A 17,999-nucleotide genomic window follows, 5' to 3' on the forward strand; every position below is an offset into this window, starting at 1 on the left:
TAAAATTGTTGCTTACCTATAAATTGGGTGACTTTTAATGATAGTAAGCAGATTTAAGAGGATTCAAGTGTCGTTTTTTATCCTAAAATGACCTCAAATCTAATTTTTTAGATTTGAGGTACAATTATGATATAAAGGTTTGGTTTTAAGTAATATATATAGGATTTTTCACTTTTAATTCAACGTAAAAATAATTAAATATGTTAATTATTTACCGATACAGAAATTAACATGCCAGGTTTTACTGGGTTTAAGGATGGCGAGGTACAAATAAAGTACCTAATAAAACCAAATAACAACAAATAAATTTTATCCATCATTTCAATTGAAATACGATATAAATTTAAATTGTAATGCAATTTTTAAAAGAACACATTAACCCAGTGGTTGAAACAAATGTATAAAATATTATTTGATATAAAAATTTGATTTACTATGTTTTAGGGACCTCTATGATAATATAAAAGCTTTAGATTTCCCTTAAGGTTTTAAGTTATTATACTAAAAATATATTTTGTTTTTTCTGGAAGTATCATTTTGCAGTCATAACTAAAGACAAATTGCAGTATACTCTTGTTTTTGCCTGATCTAATTGAAAAACAGGTATTTGTACTGTGCCAGTTGTTTGTTTTATTTTATAAATTCACAACATCATTTTACGTCATATGTTATGATAGTCGTAAAAAGTTGCCAATATAATTTAAAGCAAGAAACTATGAGAATTACAGCTTTACTTATTTGTTTTTTTATGCACCTTGCGTGCTTATCCCAGACATCCTCTGAATTATTTGATAAAACCAAAATGGAATATAGAGGATCAAAAGCTGACCAGGCAAAATTGTTGTTGCGGACAGTTAAGATATGGGGAAAAATAGAAAAGAAAGAGCCTCATATAGATCAGGCCTTTCTTAATCTTTTGGAAAATAAACCGGAATTGAATAAAGAAAAACTAAAGGAATATCTTCAAAAGAATTCGATTGTTGACAATGAAATCTGCGGTGCTGTGGATCGCGATATTTCAAGTATTTTGCTGGATGGAAGAAAGGTTTATGCGAAATATTTTGTGATTCATGATATGAGCACACCGGCATATGCAAATAGCTTTCCCACAAATATTAATGACAGCAGCTGGTCAAGGAATAATCTAAATTCATGGAACTGGTCAAAAGGAAAGGAACCCGCACATGCAATTATAACAAGAACGGGATTGTCTAAGACACTTAACGACTTTGAAAAAGGATGGCGTGCAACAAAGTTTGAAATTAACAAGGGAATTTCATGCAGGGGATTGTTTGTGCATATAGAATTGTTGCAGCCTAGGGTTTATCCGCCTGGAACTGCGGTCAGTGCTCCGGTTGCTCCCGTGCCGGGATTTACAGATTTGCAGTATAAAAGGTTAGCGTTATTGTATGTTTGTGCAGGAGTAAGGAAAGGGGAATGGCTGGTACCGGCTTTTCACGTCAATATTGATGAGGGACAAAAAGATGGTCATGATGATCCGCAGAATTTTGAGCTGTCAAAATTTACTAATGAAGTTATAAGTCTTGTCAAACATATCAAAACATTATAAAGCAGATAATCATGGCAATTAATCATACTACATCTATTGAGATAAAATATGGTGTTAACACCCAAGGTTATTTTAGCTATGAAGAACCTGAAATTCTTATAGTCTTTGTCCATGGCTTTGGTGGTAATTCTTTAGGGACATGGAATAATTTTTCCTCCATTTTGCTTTTTGATGATCAGTTTAAAAAATCGGATATTATCTTCTATGGTTATGATACTTTTAATGGGCAGGCAGGCGACCATGCAGCAGAATTGTATCATTTTTTAAAACGATCCATTTTACCTCTTAAGGATGGTATTTTGCCAATACTTCAAAATCTTCCTGAAAGGGATTATAAAAGAATAGTTCTGGTCGCTCATTCTTTGGGTGCAGTACTGGTGAGGCAGGCACAACTCCTGGCCTACATTGATGGTGACAGCTGGGTCCAGAAGTCTGAAATTGCATTGTATGCACCAGCTCATCATGGGGCAGAGATAATCTCACTTGCGATGCAGGCTTTGCCAGGATTATCTGGTTTGTTTGGCTTATTTGCAAAATTTAGATTTCCGATCTTAAATGATTTAGATTCAAAAGATGATGGTATTTTAAAAGCTATTAAACTTCAAACTGAAGAATTACAGAAGAAAGAATCCGGCAATTTTACGAAGGCTAAATTAGTAGTGTATTCCAAGGGAGACAAAGTGGTGAAAAATTATAATTATCTGCTTGATCATCCTGCGGAAGTTATCCCTAAAACCACGCACATTTCTGTTTGTAAACCAAATGATATTTTCATAAAGCCTGTTGAACTGCTAAAACAGATTATCTAGAAAAATGGAACCTAAAGAAAGAAATTTATTGTCAGTAAAAGCGGAATTTCACGATAAGGGAAAAGCTGCACGCGGCTATAATAATATTATGAATCTTATCAATAATAGAAAGGAAGATGATCTTGGATATCTTCTTCGATTTCATGATCCAATTGGCGTTTATGGTCAGGAATTAATTGAAAGATTTGAAATTGATGCGCTTATTGAATATTATAATTTATTACTCGTTGCAATATTTGCGGGATATGTTCCTGGGAGATTTGATAAAGAGTCGGCAAAAGAAATATTGGCCACTATTAAGCATCCTTCAGTTATTCCATACTACAGCGAGTATTATGAGTATAAAATGACATCATACACCGTTCGTTTTGTAGAACAGAATAGATTTTTTGAGCAAGAAGGGAATCCAGTAACCATTTCAGCTTTTAATGAGTTTATCTCGCTTAATCGGTTTTTAAAACGGGATGAAGATATTAAGAGATTTTTAGGAATGCTGGATTATGTTTGGTATTCTGATGACTCGCTAAATGATGTAATTGAAATTTTGTCATCACAAGAAAAATTGAATGCAGCCTTTGCTTCAAAAGTTAAAACCGAAGCTGAAAGCGCAGTTTTTGGCTTTTTTAAGTACACCTCATTTTTAAGTGATTTCAGACAACTGCTTATGCGAACTGAAAAGTATCCTTTGCTTCAGTCATCATTCTGGATGTTTCATGGTTATTATTTTGACAGAATGAATATAAATATGCGAACAATTTTTGATAAAATTTTTACAAATCTTACAAATTCCTTATATAAGCCTGAAATTTTTTACAATGTAGCTAAAGAGGCCTATAACACAAAAAAACCGAAAAACATACAAATCTTTACCATGGAAGATTATGCGGCCAGGTCTATAAGCTGGTCATACATTGATATAGCTTTTGTATTAGATAAAAAATGGGCCAAACCTCTTCAGATGTATTTCGAACATACTCTGCCAGCTGAACCTTTAATATAAATATAAAGAAATGACTGAAGCATCTAATATCGTAGGTTCTATGCTAATCCTTTCTTAAAGATTTTAAATGCGATTCCAATACAATATTTGTTTTGTGTTCTTAGTTATTTAAAAACAGAAAAACAAAAATCATGGACTTAAAACTTAATTATCCAACTATTGCCGAAGAAGAAACTGCTTTAAATAAATTTATTAGTGAAAGAAAAACTTCTTTTAAAGAATGTCTTTACTTTCCAAACTACCAAGGAAAAATAGATAATATAAAAATTGTAAGCAAGTATCTTCAAATTGAAGCCTATACTGACTCAAATATTTTAGATATTATTATATGCAATAGTGCAAATCATTCATTAAGTTGTCTTTTAGAGACTTTAAAACAAGACTATCAAAGTATAATAATTGAGCCATTCACATATCCTGCATTTAAAACAATTGCCCTGAATAATGGATTCCAATTATTCCCAAGTGATTTCGATAACGAGGGACTAACCATAGAAGGGCTTAAGAGAACATATATTAAAACAAAGTCTAAATTAATATATTTACAACCAACAATCCATAACCCTACTTGTGCTGTGATGCCTTTGACCAGAAGAAAAGAGATAGCAGAATTTGCACGAAAAAATAATATTTTTATTATTGAAGATGATGCTTATAGATTTTTGCACCCAGATCCGCCTTTGAGATTTTTGGATTTGATACCTGAAAATACATTTCATATTTTTAGTCTTTCAAAACCATTTAATCCTTTTATAAAGACATCCTATTTAATAGCTCCAGCTATTTTTAAAAATGATATTACAGAAAGTGTAAGACTTAATTCAAGCGGACACTCTTCACTGTTAAGTGATATGGCAGCCTACATTTTGGAAAATAACATATTGAATGATATAATTTTTCAAAAGCAAAACTTAGCGATTCAATTTCAAAAGAGACTTGTGCCTTTAATAAACAATTTATCATTTCAGACATTTAGCACAAGTTTTCATATTTGGGTAAAATTACCTGAAAGAATAACAAGTGACAGACTTGTAAATAAACTCCTTGAGAATGATATAATTGTTTCTAATGGTAAAGACTTCCTGACCGTTAATCAAAAGGAAGGAGAGAATTATATTAGAATTTCTCTGGGTGCAGAACAGAACGTTGATAAGTTAGAGAAGGCGTTAATTGAAATTGTAAGCATAATCGAAGAGAAAAAGCACAACTGTTAACATCACTTTAGATAAAATATGTCTGCAAGAATGCTGTACTGTTTTAATCCTTGTAAATAGTTTGTGCGATTTTTTTTGCCACAAAACTTGAGATTATATATAGGTTGTTGTTGATTTGTTAAAAATAGCTATATTTTTAAACGATTAATTATCTTTACTTTAAAGGTTAAATGGCAGACAAAGGATTAATTTCTATATCATATGGAAACATTTGCTCAGAGATATAAATCGTTACAATTATCCAGTTTGAATTTAATCAAGAGTTATACATGTATGCTCTTGACCGAACCCTCTAAATATAAAGTTTATGGAACAGGAGTATTCATTCAAATTCAAGACCATTATTTTCTTATTTCTGCTGCTCATGTTTTTGATAAGTACGGAGAGTTTTTTATTCCTTTATCAAAAGACTATGAAATAATTAAGCCCGGAGGAACAGTCTACAATCATAATGCAACAAATAGGGATAAAGATATAATTGATATTGGTGTTCTGAAACTAGATAATCAATGTGTTCCTCATCTTTTGCGCAGTTATAATTTTTTGCAGGCTGACGATTTAGCTATCAATCATATATTTCAATGTGAAGAATATTATACATTTTTGGGTTATCCTTCCACAACATCAAAAATTTTATATAAGACCGATATTTTCGATTCTACCACTTTTTTTCATTTTACTACTCCTGAAAGGAACGAGAATTATTCAACGTTTAATAGAAATCCAGCTGTTAATGTTGTTACATCATATAATAAAAAACTTTCGTTTTTGCATAAAAAAAATATGTTTGGAACAGGTCCGGATTTACACGGTATTAGTGGCTGCGGTCTATGGTTTACAGATCCTTTAGATTTATCTACGGGAATTATAAAACCTAAATTAACAGCAATAATGACAGATTGGCCAATTAAAAATAGAGCTATAACTATTGGAACTCGTATTGATGTTATTACTGAAATAATAAGGAAGTATCTTGGTATCGATTTTCCTGAATCGAAAATTTTAAGAGCCAAGTAAATTGTAAATCATATCTACTATAGATTTAAATCCCACTTTTTAAGATAATATAACATAGTAAATTGAGGATTGAATAATTTTTTTAACTGCGCAAAAACACTGCGTACTACAGGGATATCTTTGATCAATAATTAATTAAAACAAAATTTTTGTAAACTACATTTTAAAAATTATGATAAGACGAGACGATTTTATACGTTTAAAATATGAAGTTGAAGAAGCGATAAACGAAGCATTCGATTATGCTAAGAACCATGAAAAAAATAAAAATGATTACATTTTGTTCTTATCTCGTTCTTATTATGATAAGGAGGTTTCTACAAATGGTTTTTCTCCTTGGCAATTTGACCGTTCTTCAGATGAATTGTTTGATAGACACAGGGTAGATTTTTTGCTTACTTACCTTAACCAACAATACAATTTTCAAACAGAAAATTCAGCCGATTCAAAATTTTCTTTGACGATAGAATTTATGATATATTGTCAGATTTGGGAGTCAAAACATAATTTATATAATTTGAAAAAGCTTGCTGATTTATGTGATTCAAAAGATTACAGCTGGAATATAGACGATGGTAAAAATTCTAAGTCAAAATTTATTAATATCAATATCCTTAATAGTTTTCAAAAGCATAATTTGAAATTATGCACTTTAATGAAAAAAGCTTATAATTCCCAATTAAGGAATGCTTTTTCACATTCTCTTTTTAATTTCGGGATAAATGGGCATAATTTGTATTTAGAAAATTATGATGGTAGAAATGCTAATATGAGTTTTTAAGTTATGATGATTGGACAATTCGTTTTTTGACTTCTACACTTATTCAAAATTGTTATCATAACAAGTTTTCTGATGAAATTGAATTATTAGAAGATGGAAAAGAATATGAAGTGATTATGGAATATAATGGAGAACAAGAAATTGGGATTATGTCATATGATAGAGAACGACGAAGATTTAATGGACGCATAAAATAATCTGCTGATGAACTTATTTCATTGTTATATGTTTTGGACTATCATAATTTGAATAACGAATATCCAGCTAAAATAAAAATTGATTGTATCGGATTTCTATTAATTAGTACAGATTTTTATACAGACTTTGTCAGCAGGTATAATCATTTATTAACCATTTTAAATGGGGTGACAAATGCTTATAAACATTCATTTCTTAATTCACAGGTACACACTTATCATGGAGCAGACTATCCTATAGCATATGCATGTTCTTTAAAACGGAATAATACTACAAATGAACCAAAATTTTACACTGTGGGTATAAATGATTTTATAATTAATTATTGTTCGTTTCTTCGAGAAATAAAAGATTTGATACAAACTTTTGAACTCGAAGATTAGCTATTAAAAAACAGACTCAAAATTTCTTCTGATTCCGAAGGAAGAATGCTGTAATCCTTTTGTATTTCAAAAAGTATTTGATCAAAAAAGGTAAAATTATCTTAACTTTTTTCCAAGTTTTTTGTTTGTATATCTAGACTTAATACTACAGTTTCAGATTTTTAGTTACTATGATTTTTCAGTAATTGGCTCGATTGTATATACTTTATAAGTGTAACCCTTGAATTTGACATTTTTTCTGTACTGATCCGTAATTGATTGCAGTTTGACTGTGGAAGATTTTGAGATAAAATTTAATTTCTGCAACGACAGCTTTATATTTAGGTCTGAAACTCCCATTTCGATCATCTGTGCGGTAAAGTTATCAGGCTCTTTAGGAACTTTCAGTTTATGTACACTGATAAAATCGTCATTAGCTTTTAGATACTTTCTTGATCTTTCATATAAAGTACGGATATAATGCTCAGAAGCCGTGTGACTGAAATTAACAGTAGTTTCAGAATTTAGAAACTGTAGAAGATTAAGCTGGTCAACACTGTTTTTATCATCAATGGTTACGACCTGCTGTTTTTTAGTTCCCAATTTATAGATATTGGCATCATATACTGCAAGCAGGTACCAATCATTCAGCGGTAGAAAAAACTGCATTCCTTTTAATCCAAAATCTCTCTGACTGCATATTCTCCAGTTTCTTTTTTCTAAAAATTGATTGTAGAGGACAAGCGGATTATCTGAAATAATAAAAGGATTTGAAGTCGTATTTTTAATGAGTTTGTATTTCAGATCCAAAAGATCCGGCACCAGTTGATCGGCTGATTTTAGTGAAAGTAGTTTTCCTTGATCAGTCTGCTGCTCGTGAAATCTAGGTGCCAAATCGGAAGGAACGTTGCCTTCGCTAATCTTGGACTTGGTAGCGTAGAGCTTTTGCTCTAAACGAGTTAGGATTTTGAAGTGGATTGGATTTCGAAGGTCCAAAACAACCAGAAAATGCATCATTTTAAAATGATCCGGACTTTGGATAATAGGAAGTTTTTCTTTTTCCCACATTTCTTTGAAGACCGGGGCTGCATTTGCTTCGAGCTGTGAAAGCCAGTTTTCCAAATCTCCATCTTGGCCATATAAATGATCACTGCTTAGCTGTGAGGAAATCGGCACCTGGCTTTTGAAAAGATTCAGCTCTGTATTGAACATACCAATGGTTTTTCCATTGTTCAGAAAAGAGAAGAAACGCTGGAAAAACTGCGGTACAAAGTGATGATTTTTTGGAATCTGTTTTTTCTGCTTGATCATTTTACATTCTGCTTATAAGCATATTCTTTAAAATTTCTAATTCATAATCCGATATTCATTAGGAGTACTGCCCACATGCTGTTTGAAAAATCGCGTAAAATGCTGCGGATATTTAAAACCTAATTCGTAAGCTACCTCATTAATGGTTTTTGAAGAATCAAATATTTTGTTTTTGGCAGTATCAATGATTTTATTCTGAATATATTCCTGGGCAGATTTCCCAGTTTCTTTTTTGATTAAATCACCAAAATAATTGGGAGATAAATTAAGTTCGCCTGCATAATACGCTACAGATGGAAGCCCTATGATATTAGGTTTATCAGAAGAAAAATAGCTGTTTAATAGCTCTTCAAATTTCTCAACTATTCCTTTGTTGGTTGTATCTCTGGTAATAAACTGGCGGTCGTAGAATCTTTCGCAGTAATTTAAAAATAATTCAATATTTGAAGCAATAAGTTTTTTACTGTGTTTGTCAATAGACAGCTGTAATTCAGTTTCTATTTTCGCAAAACAGTCAAAGACAAGCTGTTTTTCTTTCTCTGACAAGTGTAAAGCCTCACTTGTATTATAGCTGAAAAAGTTATATTCACTAATACTTTTAGCAAGCGTGGTGCCTCGAATTAAATCTGGATGAAAAACCAGTCCATGTCCCGCGGGCTGGTAATAATCTACTTTGTTTTCTACATCAATGGCCTGACCTGGAGAAATAAAGACTAAAGTTCCTTCCTGATAATCATAATAATTACGGCCGTATTTCAAATCCCCGCATTTTACATCCTTCAGGAATATACAGTAAAGTTCAAAGTTCATCCTTGAGCCTGTTCTTGGTTTAGCTTTATTAAAATCAATTATACTAACTAAAGGATGTAATGTTTCATGATTATTAAAATCATTGTATTGATTTATAGTCTCGAAGTTAAATACTTGTTCCATGTCTTCTCGTTGTTACACAAATTTAACTATTTAAGTACAGTTTTTACAGCAGCATACTCGTAATCAGTAATCTTGGTAGGAGATTCCGTAATCCGTATACCAAAATCGATGTTTTTAGTTCGGAAATTTGTAATTATAAAATCTTATTGCAATGCATAATATAAAATTAAATAACGGAGTTGAGATGCCCATTTTAGGGTTTGGTGTTTTTCAGATGCAGGATCAGGGAGAATGCGAACAGGCTGTGGCAGATGCTATTGAAACAGGTTACAGATTAATTGATACGGCAGCATCATACATGAATGAACGGGCTGTTGGAAACGGAATTAAACGAAGCGGTATCGTAAGGGAAGAGCTTTTTATTACAACGAAACTCTGGGTAAGCGATGCAGGTTATGAAAATACTTTAAAAGCTTTCCAGAAATCTTTAGACCTGCTGCAATTGGATTATCTGGATTTATATCTGATACATCAGCCGTATGGCGATATCTACGGATCATGGCGTGCCATGCAGGAGTTATATCAAGCTGGAAAAGTAAAAGCTGTTGGAGTTTCTAATTTTCATCCCGACAGGGTTATGGACTTAGTATCTAATACGGGTTTTACCCCGGCAGTGAACCAGATAGAAACACACCCTTTTCATCAGCAGAATGAAGCGCAGAAATTTTTAGAGCAAAACAATATTCAAATTGAATCATGGGGCCCGTTTGCAGAGGGAAAGAACGATGTTTTTACGAATGAACTTCTAACAGCAATTGCTTCCAAGTATAATAAATCTACAGCGCAGGTTATCCTGAGATGGCTGACTCAAAGAGGAGTAGTGGCGATTCCGAAATCAGTTCGTAAAGAAAGGATGGCAGAAAACTTCAACATTTTTGATTTTGAATTAACAGCTGAAGATATGGCTTCTATCAAAACTTTAGATACTACTGCAAGCCTGTTTTTTGATCACAGAGATCCCAATATGGTAAAATGGCTGAGTGAGCGAAAATTATAAATAATTAGAGAAAAAAATTAAAAATGGATAGAAGATCAATATTAAAAACAGCGGGTTTGGCATTGGCAGGCAGTGCATTGCTTCCTTTTGCTTCTTTTGCAGAATCCGGCGCACAGGATACAACTTCACAAGAAAATAATCAAGTTCCATTAACTATTCCTGGAACGCGAAAACTGGGCAAACTGGAAGTTTCCAGCATTGGCATCGGTGTACAGAATATGAGCCGTAATTATCAGACCACAATTCCTTCCAGACCTGAAATGCACCGAATTATCCGATCAGCTTATGATAACGGCGTTACATTTTTTGATGCTGCAGAAGCTTACGGACCTTTGGAGGTAGAGAAAATTTTAGGAGAAGGGGTTCAGTCTTTTCGTGATAAGATTACAATTGCCACAAAATTCGGCTGGAATATTGATCAGGAGACAGGAAAACGCTTACCCGGTCTGAACAGCAAGCCTGAACATATTAAAATAGTGGTAGAAGGAATGCTGAAACGCCTGCGAACAGACAGAATTGATTTATTATATCAGCACCGTGTTGATCCTCAGGTTCCAATTGAGGATGTAGTCGGGGTAATACAAGATCTCATAAAGGAAGGGAAATTACTGCATTACGGGCTTTGTGAGCCGGGGCATCAAACTGTAAGACGCGCGCACGCCATTCATCCTGTCACAGCCATTCAAAATGAATATTCATTATTATGGCGCGGACCTGAAAAAGTTATTCTGCCGTTATGCGAAGAGATGGGAATCGGATTTGTGCCATGGAGCCCGCTTGGTGTTGGTTTTCTAACAGGGGCTATTGACAGTAACACACGATTTGCCCCTGGTGATATCCGAGGTATTGAGTCCAGGTTTTCGCCTGAAAACCTGCCATCTAATATGGCTTTGGCTGTACTTATCCAAAAATGGAGCGTAGCGAAAAAAGCTGCACCGGCTCAAATTTCACTGGCATGGCTGCTGGCACAAAAACCTTGGATTGTACCAATTCCGGGAACAACGCAGATGGCTCATATGCTGGAGAATACCGGTGCATCTCAAGTAAAATTTACAACAAATGAATGGCAGGAATTTAATACAGCCTTAAATGTCATCAAAATTGCGGGCGAACGATTACCTGCCGGAGTATTGGCTTTCTCTGATGTAGAAGCTCCGGAAAGAAAGGAATAATCCTGAACTGCTACCCTAAGTAATCAGGTGCATAGGTTCTTTGGCCGTATTTAATATCTATTTCTTTTAAAAATTCTCTGCGCTTCTCTGTTAATTCAGGAATAGGCAGGAACTCGCCGGCCTTTACAGGAGTACCAATTTCCTGAAATAAGTTTTCCAGTCCTGCGGGCACAACTGTGCAGAGCAGACGTGCATAATTTTTTGAAGTATTTTTAAAACAGTGCACCGCTCCGCCAAAAGGAATATTTATAAAACCGTCCTGGGTTACAATTTGTTTTCCGGTTTCAGTTTTAAATTCGAGTTCTCCTTCCAGTACATGGAACATTTCCTGTGTTTCAGGGTGCGCATGCGGAGGTGGTCCTCCGCCTGGAGGTACTATCATTTCAATAACGGCGTAACTGCCTCCAGTCCGTTCACCTGAGATTATGATTCTGTAATTACCTCCGGCAACTGCCAGTCTGTCTCCTTCATTTTTACTGATAATGGTGATAGTTTTCATAATTACATTTGATTTCCGCTGTACATGCCGCCTTTGTAAATCTCCCCCTGCTCATCTGTGAAGAATAAAACAAGTTCTGAATCTTCTGAAGCCTTTATTGAAATAGCTTCATCTTTAAATACAATACATTCTTTTTTCTTAATGTCAATACTACTGTTTACCTCTGCTGATCCCTGAAAAACATATAAGAGGGCAGTAAGGTTTTCAGCTGGCAGTTCTGGAATTTCAGAAGTGCTTCCTTTAAGAAGTTTCATATCGTAAATCCAGGTATGGCTGCTGAATTGAAATTCTGTTTCAGGATTTGGAGATCCGATAAGACGCCAGCTGTTTTCACTGTGCAGGCTTTCTAATTCCAAGAAAACCACTTGAGGATTCAAGTCTTTTTTTTCTGGGCGAATGAAAATTTGAAGCCCTTCCATTGTTTCCTGCTGTCCCATTATTTTTTCTTCATGAAAAAAAGATCTGCCGGCTTTCATGAGCATGAGAGTTTTTCCTCCGATTACTTTTACAAAACCTTCTGAGTCACTGTGTTCTGCTTCACCTGTTCTGAAATAAGAAAGTATTTCATCATTAATGTGAGGATGCATTTTAATTACAGTATTGCTGTTAATTTCCGGGTGGTCTATTCTTCCAATACTTCCAATTCCGGTGTCTGTACCAGAAATTGCTGAACCTGGATACAATACCTTTATCGGTCCGTGCCCTATAAATTGGGAACTGTTTATTTTCTGTATCATAAATTATATTTTTAAAGAAGCCGGATATAAATATCCAGCTTCGACTATAAGTTTTTTATTAATTAAGAAAACTGTCCTACTTTAGACATTACTTCTTCAAATAAAATTGGAAGTACTTTCTGTCCGTCTTCTGTTGCCCAGTTGTGTACCATTTCAGAAATGATCTGATTGATTGTTGTAGTTCTGACACCCTGGCTTTCCCAAGTGTGCTGTGCGATATCATCAGCAATTTGCGAAGGAGATCCTCCAGCATCAAGCACTACCTGAACATTAAACCCTTCTTCCTGCATTGAAATTGACGGCCATACAATACATACATCATTGGTAAGGCCTGCCATAATTACGTTTTTTCTTCCGCCGGCTGCTTTTAAAACGGCATTTTTAAAATTCACGTCATCCCATGCATTTGTAATTCCTTCTCTTTTTACTCGGTCTGAATATTGCTGAGGAAGCAGATCTTGCAGATCTTGAATCAAGGGACCCTGTGCATGATCTTCCTGGCTGCTTGTAAGAACAACTGGAATGTTTAGTGCTGTTGCGAATTTAGCCAAAGCTCTTGTTCTGCTAACGATCATTTCATGAGGTCTGTTAGCTGCAAAATTAAGTGTGCCTGTTTGATGATCAATTAATAACATAACGGTATCATCTTTTGTAAACTGTTTCATTTTTCTAATGTTTTAAAAGTTATTATAAATTTTAAAATCTTTGTTACTGATTTATAGGGCAAATTTATTGCAGCTATAAAGCAGGAAACGTTGACATTTGTCAATAAAGAACATTAGAAGAATTGATCGGAGGGATACTAATTTTTACTTTTGAAATAATTTACTTCGCACCCTGCTCAAGGTTTCTTTGGTGATGCCTAAGTAAGAAGCAATAATATGCTGGGGAAAGCGCTGTAAGAAATCAGGATAGCTTTTAAGCAGCTGCTCATATCTTTCCATAGCAGGAAGTACTATAGAATTATTTAATCTTTTTTGAGAGGCGATGAAACTGCTTTGGTTCATATTCCAGAACATTTCCTTAATTGCCGGTATTTCAAGCAGACGCTCCAAATCATCAGCTCCCAGCGTTAGTAATTCAGTATCTTCCCAAGCGTCAATATTATAAACAGAAGGTGTTTTCATTAGATAGCTTTCTCGATCGACCATCCACCAGTTTTCCAGTGCCAGTTGAATGATATGCTCATTTCCGGCATTATCAATACTGTACTGTCTCATTGCACCTTTTATTATAAAACCGGTAAACTGGCATATGTTCCCCTGTTTCAGGAAAAGCTCCTTCTTTTTTAATTTCTTAGGTTGAAGAGATGCTTTAATTAAAGCTTCATCATCTGCGGTGAGAGAAGATTTACTGTATCTTTTAATATAGCTGAAAAGCTGTTCGTACATGTGTTAAATATTTTTAATAAAAGTACAAAATATTTGTATTTTTCGGATAGTTGTCTAAGGATTTGAAATCAGTTTAAGTACCAGTGTCTAAATTTAAAGACATCTTTATCTATATAATTTCTATTTGAACAAGACTCAAATTACCGCTTCCTCGTACAAGTTATGGTATACAGCTCAAATATGGCAGTACATGGACTGCTAAACTCTCAGAACCATATGAAGGTCCTGAATCGGCGGCATCCTTAACCTGTCTCAAATAAAAACCATCATCGTTATATTTTGAAGTTTAAATCAGGATACTTATTAATAAAAGAAATGTACTTTCATGTGTAGTAAGTTGTTGTTTCAATAGTATGAATAATCCATAATTGAAAACCGCCCTGGGTAAAAGCAGTTGAACGCTAAATTTAAAAATAATGAAAGAGTTTGATTTAGATACATTCGAAAAAAAAATATTAGATAAAGGCTTCACTGGTTATTTCCAAACAGCAGCTGCTTATCCGGGAAAGTTAAAAGAAAGCATTAGTGAATATCTGGATGCCTGCAGCAATGGGAGAGAAATACCCAATACAAACGGACTTTTTATATTATCAACCTACCTGCAATGGTCAGGTGATGATAAAGAAAGGATTGAATGCAATCTGTGGGTAAAACACGAAAATGACACTTTCGATGTACAAAAAATGGAAATTGAAAAAAAAGACCGATACGGGCAGCTTTTGAAAAAATCGGAACTAAAAAATCTTTCAGCAGATTCAGTTCCGACATTAAGGGAAGCTATACTTGAAGTCAGCGGATCACCTAAACAAAACCTTTCATCCCGAAAAAAAAGGGGATTTAGAATTTAACATTGTCATAGATATTAAATTTTAATGAAACGAAAACAATACCAAAAAAGATCTTCAATTTATTTTTTTTCAATTACCTCCCGGCTTTTTTATTACTATTATTTTTAAAAATTTAAGCGGCAGTTAAGGCATGTTTTCTTTTAAGGCCATTGTGATGCATTGAGGTAATAATTGTTATTGCTTAATATTTTAACATTATTTTTGTGGTAAGCTTATTTTAAATGGGTTATAATGAGTTATTTGTATTATAATTTGATAAAATAGCATCTATTTTATCTTACTAAAAACTAAATATTTGTATCGAAGTTTTTTAAGGCCTTAAACTCTTCACTTAACTTAAAAACTATCTTATGAAAAAACCACATTTTATTAAACAGAGTTTTAAAACAGTTAATGTTTTATTTTTAGCTTTAAGTATTTCATTATTGGCAGGCTGCGAACAATCTGAAACAGATCAGACAGATCCGACAGCAAAAGCTGAAATAACAGAAACGCCGGCAGCATTAAATTCAGGCTTAACTTCAAAAACGGGTTCTACTTTTGGAGATATAGGAAATGGAGTTAATTTACAGCCTTCTTATTACAATGGAGGAAATTGCGATTTGGGCTGGAATTTAATGAAGCAGAATACTAAGATCAAAACTGTTCGTATTGAAGTAGAGCCGGGTCAGGAAACCAATGCCAAAAGATGGATATCTGAGGCAAAATCAAACGGTTTTACTGTAATTGTTTCTTATCACAAATCGAGCGTGCTGGGTTCGGACAGTACAAGTGAATTAAATGCAGCAGCTACCTGGTGGAAAAACTATTACAGTTATTTGGGAGGAAATTTTATTATTAACCTGACAAACGAATGGGGAAGCCATAACATTACGCCTTCAGCATTTGCAGCCGCTTATAATACGGCTATTACAGAAGTTCGAAAAGTGTACAGCGGAACTATTATTATCGATATTCCAGGCTGGGGGCAGGAAACCGCTACAGCAGCCTGTGCTGTCAAAGGATGTTCTACGGGACAGACAAAAATAAATGACACCAAAATTATTCTTTCTGCACATATTTATCCAGGCGCATATAATCAGGCAAAAGGTAGATATATGAATACTTCTGATATTGATGACTTGGCTTCGTCAGGCAGACAATGCATGATTGGAGAATTTGGTAACAGCGGCGGTTCCGGGGCAGATTGGTCAGGGATTGTGGATTATGCTAAAAATAAAGGCTGGACAATTTTAGGCTGGGCGTGGAATGGAGATGGAGGCTCTATGAACATGATTACACCTCAATTCCAGTCTTATACAAGCGGAAGTGCTAAAACATATTACAAGAGTTCTTATTTCGATATTGTGTATAACAAATTGTAGATAAGGTTTTTATGCCGCAGATTGCAGACCAGCTTTCAGCCCTGGTCAAGGCGCTGCAGTATTTAGCATCTCAAGGTATTGTTATGAAATATGAGGAAATTCACAAAGTTTTAGGGAGGGCAATTTGGTACTGACTGTCAGTGAAGGTTCATTTGGGGGACAGCATACTTCTTTCTATAACTTATTCAGGGTGGAGAATGGAAAAATAGCAGAATACTGGGATGTTATTGAAACTATTGCCCCAAAAGAATCATGGAAAAATAATAACGGAAAATTTAATTTTTAAGATAACGAATAAATTTTTCAGACAAATTTTGACAGTCATCCTTGTGATGACTGTTTTTGTCTTTAACAGCCAAAAACATCAGGCATCTAAAATACTGCTTATAAAGCTGCTGCAGACAAAAGTAATAATACCACTTATTTTTTTTGTAAGCGATGACGAAGTATCGTGTCTAATATTTCTATAATGTCCTCGATATCATTATCATATGTTTCAATTGCAATACTATTGCCATTATAAGGGCCATATTTAAGAGGGTCTGTAACATTGAATAAGCCGATAACAGGTACCTTTGCTGCACTTGCTAAATGCATAATCCCGCTATCGGCTCCTATAAAAATTGATGTATTAGCAATTACCGATCCAATCTCCCTGATATTCCGGCTGTAAAATGTCAAAGCTTTAAATCCTATCTTTGAAACATTCTCAAAAGGCAGAATCTCAACAATAGTATAATCGAAAAAATTAAGACGCACTTTTTCATAAAATTCTTCCCACCACTGTGCTGAATGGCATTTGTCTCCCGTTGCATAGGTAAACAAACTGATTACTTTTTTCCCTTCAGGGACAATTTTACGCAGAATTCTCAGCCCGTTAGATAATTCCGAAAGATCTAACTTTAGGTCTAAATAAGGAACTTTATCAGTCAGGTCCAAAATGTTTTCCTGTGTTATAGCAAATCTAAAATCATATACAGGGGCTTTGGCCATATGCTTACAATCAAAATATAGTAAGGCTAGGGACTCACTTAAGGAATCCCCAAAAAACTTAAATCTCGCATGTGCGAATTTGACTGATAATCTCCCGGAAGAAGATTTCTTATCCACATTAATAGCCAGATCATAATTTTTCTGCCTGATCAGCAGCCAGGACTTCAGATAGCGAAAAGGCTGTGTGAAAGGTTTTTTAGGAAGCTGGATAATGTTATCTATATTATTGTAATTTCTAAGTATTTCCGGTGCCAGATTTCCTTTTACAAACAGGTCAATCTTACATCTGGGATATGTTGCAGTAACTTCCTGCAGAAGAGGAGTGATTAACAAAAGATTGCCAAGCCTTTGGTTGGGCCTGCAGATTAATATCCTTCTGATATTTTTGGCAGGACCATTTATTATATTGCTGTCTGTGCGGCCGATATCTTGAGTTAAGGCCTGCATTACAGATCTTCGGACTGTATTTATTATGCTTTTAATTTCCATCTTTTATATGATTGTAAAAAGTTATTTATTTAATATTTTTTATTGTCAGTTAAAAGGTAAATTGTTTTAGATTATTAGGCATTATTAAATCGACGCAAGCCGAAAAGTTATAGACTAAGGATACAGATAAGCTCTGTTTACATGTTTGATTAATAGTTGAATAAGATGCTGCTTCGAAAATATTCGATTACACTTTTCTAATATTTAATGATAAATAATATTAGGGTTCTGCCGCCGCTATAAATAATTTTGTTTAAGTTTTAGATTACTTAATAGACTTCCAAGGGGTGCTATCCTATATAATAACCAGATAA

General features: G+C 34.2%; 18 protein-coding genes. 11 read left to right on the forward strand and 7 right to left on the reverse strand.

The window, feature by feature from the left end:
• The first annotated feature begins 802 nt into the window (after nt 1–802).
• The 6 genes from PMI10_RS13170 (at nt 803) to PMI10_RS13195 (ending at nt 6,391) form a co-directional block, all read left to right on the forward strand.
• Nucleotides 803–1,570, forward strand: a complete 768-nt coding sequence (locus PMI10_RS13170; RefSeq protein WP_157489825.1) for a hypothetical protein — start codon at nt 803–805, stop codon at nt 1,568–1,570.
• 11 nt (nt 1,571–1,581) lie between these two features.
• Nucleotides 1,582–2,379, forward strand: a complete 798-nt coding sequence (locus PMI10_RS13175; protein ID WP_007808685.1) for an esterase/lipase family protein — start codon at nt 1,582–1,584, stop codon at nt 2,377–2,379.
• A gap of 4 nt (nt 2,380–2,383) precedes the next feature.
• Nucleotides 2,384–3,379 (forward strand): hypothetical protein, encoded by a 996-nt coding sequence (locus tag PMI10_RS13180; protein WP_007808686.1) that lies wholly within the window; start codon nt 2,384–2,386, stop codon nt 3,377–3,379.
• A 131-nt stretch (nt 3,380–3,510) separates the two neighbouring features.
• Nucleotides 3,511–4,593, forward strand: coding sequence for an aminotransferase class I/II-fold pyridoxal phosphate-dependent enzyme (locus PMI10_RS13185; protein ID WP_007808688.1), 1,083 nt, complete (start codon nt 3,511–3,513; stop codon nt 4,591–4,593).
• Between the two features lie 201 nt (nt 4,594–4,794).
• Nucleotides 4,795–5,610 carry a hypothetical protein gene (locus PMI10_RS13190; protein WP_007808690.1) on the forward strand — a complete coding sequence of 272 codons (816 nt, stop codon included), beginning with the start codon at nt 4,795–4,797 and terminating at the stop codon, nt 5,608–5,610.
• A 172-nt stretch (nt 5,611–5,782) separates the two neighbouring features.
• Nucleotides 5,783–6,391, forward strand: coding sequence for a hypothetical protein (locus PMI10_RS13195; protein WP_007808692.1), 609 nt, complete (start codon nt 5,783–5,785; stop codon nt 6,389–6,391).
• A 749-nt stretch (nt 6,392–7,140) separates the two neighbouring features.
• On the opposite strand, the gene PMI10_RS13205 is transcribed toward PMI10_RS13195, so the two are convergent.
• Together PMI10_RS13205 and PMI10_RS13210 are read right to left on the reverse strand one after the other, a co-directional pair.
• The gene (locus PMI10_RS13205) at nt 7,141–8,262 is read right to left on the reverse strand and encodes a DUF4238 domain-containing protein (RefSeq protein ID WP_007808693.1); all 1,122 of its coding nucleotides are present in this window, start codon (nt 8,260–8,262) and stop codon (nt 7,141–7,143) included.
• 36 nt (nt 8,263–8,298) lie between these two features.
• Nucleotides 8,299–9,195, reverse strand: a complete 897-nt coding sequence (locus PMI10_RS13210; protein WP_007808697.1) for a helix-turn-helix domain-containing protein — start codon at nt 9,193–9,195, stop codon at nt 8,299–8,301.
• Between the two features lie 151 nt (nt 9,196–9,346).
• Here PMI10_RS13210 and PMI10_RS13215 point away from each other — a divergent pair, with 151 nt between their 5' ends.
• Together PMI10_RS13215 and PMI10_RS13220 are read left to right on the forward strand one after the other, a co-directional pair.
• A complete protein-coding gene (locus tag PMI10_RS13215) occupies nt 9,347–10,192 on the forward strand; it encodes an aldo/keto reductase (protein ID WP_007808699.1) in 846 nt (281 codons plus the stop codon).
• 23 nt (nt 10,193–10,215) lie between these two features.
• On the forward strand, nt 10,216–11,364 hold the full coding sequence (locus PMI10_RS13220) for an aldo/keto reductase (RefSeq protein ID WP_007808702.1): 1,149 nt from the start codon (nt 10,216–10,218) through the stop codon (nt 11,362–11,364).
• A 10-nt stretch (nt 11,365–11,374) separates the two neighbouring features.
• Here PMI10_RS13220 and PMI10_RS13225 read toward each other — a convergent pair whose 3' ends face one another.
• The 4 genes from PMI10_RS13225 to PMI10_RS13240 all read right to left on the reverse strand — a co-directional run bounded on the left by PMI10_RS13225 (nt 11,375) and on the right by PMI10_RS13240 (nt 13,991).
• The gene (locus tag PMI10_RS13225; RefSeq protein WP_007808704.1) at nt 11,375–11,863 is read right to left on the reverse strand and encodes a cupin domain-containing protein; all 489 of its coding nucleotides are present in this window, start codon (nt 11,861–11,863) and stop codon (nt 11,375–11,377) included.
• Nucleotides 11,864–11,865: 2 nt separating this feature from the next.
• Entirely contained in the window at nt 11,866–12,600 is a 735-nt protein-coding gene (locus tag PMI10_RS13230; RefSeq protein ID WP_007808706.1) for a pirin family protein, read from the reverse strand.
• A 62-nt stretch (nt 12,601–12,662) separates the two neighbouring features.
• Nucleotides 12,663–13,265 carry an isochorismatase family protein gene (locus PMI10_RS13235; RefSeq protein ID WP_007808708.1) on the reverse strand — a complete coding sequence of 201 codons (603 nt, stop codon included), beginning with the start codon at nt 13,263–13,265 and terminating at the stop codon, nt 12,663–12,665.
• A gap of 144 nt (nt 13,266–13,409) precedes the next feature.
• A complete protein-coding gene (locus PMI10_RS13240) occupies nt 13,410–13,991 on the reverse strand; it encodes a Crp/Fnr family transcriptional regulator (protein WP_007808710.1) in 582 nt (193 codons plus the stop codon).
• A gap of 416 nt (nt 13,992–14,407) precedes the next feature.
• Here PMI10_RS13240 and PMI10_RS13245 point away from each other — a divergent pair, with 416 nt between their 5' ends.
• The 3 genes from PMI10_RS13245 to PMI10_RS22225 all read left to right on the forward strand — a co-directional run bounded on the left by PMI10_RS13245 (nt 14,408) and on the right by PMI10_RS22225 (nt 16,489).
• Nucleotides 14,408–14,839 (forward strand): hypothetical protein, encoded by a 432-nt coding sequence (locus tag PMI10_RS13245; protein ID WP_007808712.1) that lies wholly within the window; start codon nt 14,408–14,410, stop codon nt 14,837–14,839.
• A gap of 350 nt (nt 14,840–15,189) precedes the next feature.
• On the forward strand, nt 15,190–16,203 hold the full coding sequence (locus tag PMI10_RS13250) for a hypothetical protein (RefSeq protein ID WP_007808714.1): 1,014 nt from the start codon (nt 15,190–15,192) through the stop codon (nt 16,201–16,203).
• A gap of 124 nt (nt 16,204–16,327) precedes the next feature.
• Nucleotides 16,328–16,489 carry a nuclear transport factor 2 family protein gene (locus PMI10_RS22225; protein WP_193361701.1) on the forward strand — a complete coding sequence of 54 codons (162 nt, stop codon included), beginning with the start codon at nt 16,328–16,330 and terminating at the stop codon, nt 16,487–16,489.
• 134 nt (nt 16,490–16,623) lie between these two features.
• Here the strand turns inward: PMI10_RS22225 and PMI10_RS13255 are convergent, their stop codons facing one another.
• Entirely contained in the window at nt 16,624–17,685 is a 1,062-nt protein-coding gene (locus PMI10_RS13255; protein ID WP_007808719.1) for a glycosyltransferase family 9 protein, read from the reverse strand.
• Nucleotides 17,686–17,999 lie beyond the last annotated feature (314 nt).

This window comes from Flavobacterium sp. CF136 (assembly GCF_000282055.1).
Lineage (GTDB): Bacteria > Bacteroidota > Bacteroidia > Flavobacteriales > Flavobacteriaceae > Flavobacterium.

Bases quoted from the DNA above. Each gene is read 5' to 3' on its own strand.
- PMI10_RS13180 (WP_007808686.1), top strand. From the start codon at position 2,384: ATGGAACCTAAAGAAAGAAATTTATTGTCAGTAAAAGCGGAATTTCAC.
- PMI10_RS13205 (WP_007808693.1), bottom strand. From the start codon at position 8,262: ATGATCAAGCAGAAAAAACAGATTCCAAAAAATCATCACTTTGTACCG.
- PMI10_RS13245 (WP_007808712.1), top strand. From the start codon at position 14,408: ATGAAAGAGTTTGATTTAGATACATTCGAAAAAAAAATATTAGATAAA.
- PMI10_RS13195 (WP_007808692.1), top strand. From the start codon at position 5,783: ATGATAAGACGAGACGATTTTATACGTTTAAAATATGAAGTTGAAGAA.
- PMI10_RS13215 (WP_007808699.1), top strand. From the start codon at position 9,347: ATGCATAATATAAAATTAAATAACGGAGTTGAGATGCCCATTTTAGGG.
- PMI10_RS13230 (WP_007808706.1), bottom strand. From the start codon at position 12,600: ATGATACAGAAAATAAACAGTTCCCAATTTATAGGGCACGGACCGATA.
- PMI10_RS13170 (WP_157489825.1), top strand. From the start codon at position 803: ATGGAATATAGAGGATCAAAAGCTGACCAGGCAAAATTGTTGTTGCGG.
- PMI10_RS13190 (WP_007808690.1), top strand. From the start codon at position 4,795: ATGGAAACATTTGCTCAGAGATATAAATCGTTACAATTATCCAGTTTG.
- PMI10_RS13240 (WP_007808710.1), bottom strand. From the start codon at position 13,991: ATGTACGAACAGCTTTTCAGCTATATTAAAAGATACAGTAAATCTTCT.
- PMI10_RS13250 (WP_007808714.1), top strand. From the start codon at position 15,190: ATGAAAAAACCACATTTTATTAAACAGAGTTTTAAAACAGTTAATGTT.
- PMI10_RS13210 (WP_007808697.1), bottom strand. From the start codon at position 9,195: ATGGAACAAGTATTTAACTTCGAGACTATAAATCAATACAATGATTTT.
- PMI10_RS13175 (WP_007808685.1), top strand. From the start codon at position 1,582: ATGGCAATTAATCATACTACATCTATTGAGATAAAATATGGTGTTAAC.
- PMI10_RS13255 (WP_007808719.1), bottom strand. From the start codon at position 17,685: ATGGAAATTAAAAGCATAATAAATACAGTCCGAAGATCTGTAATGCAG.
- PMI10_RS13225 (WP_007808704.1), bottom strand. From the start codon at position 11,863: ATGAAAACTATCACCATTATCAGTAAAAATGAAGGAGACAGACTGGCA.
- PMI10_RS13235 (WP_007808708.1), bottom strand. From the start codon at position 13,265: ATGAAACAGTTTACAAAAGATGATACCGTTATGTTATTAATTGATCAT.
- PMI10_RS13220 (WP_007808702.1), top strand. From the start codon at position 10,216: ATGGATAGAAGATCAATATTAAAAACAGCGGGTTTGGCATTGGCAGGC.
- PMI10_RS13185 (WP_007808688.1), top strand. From the start codon at position 3,511: ATGGACTTAAAACTTAATTATCCAACTATTGCCGAAGAAGAAACTGCT.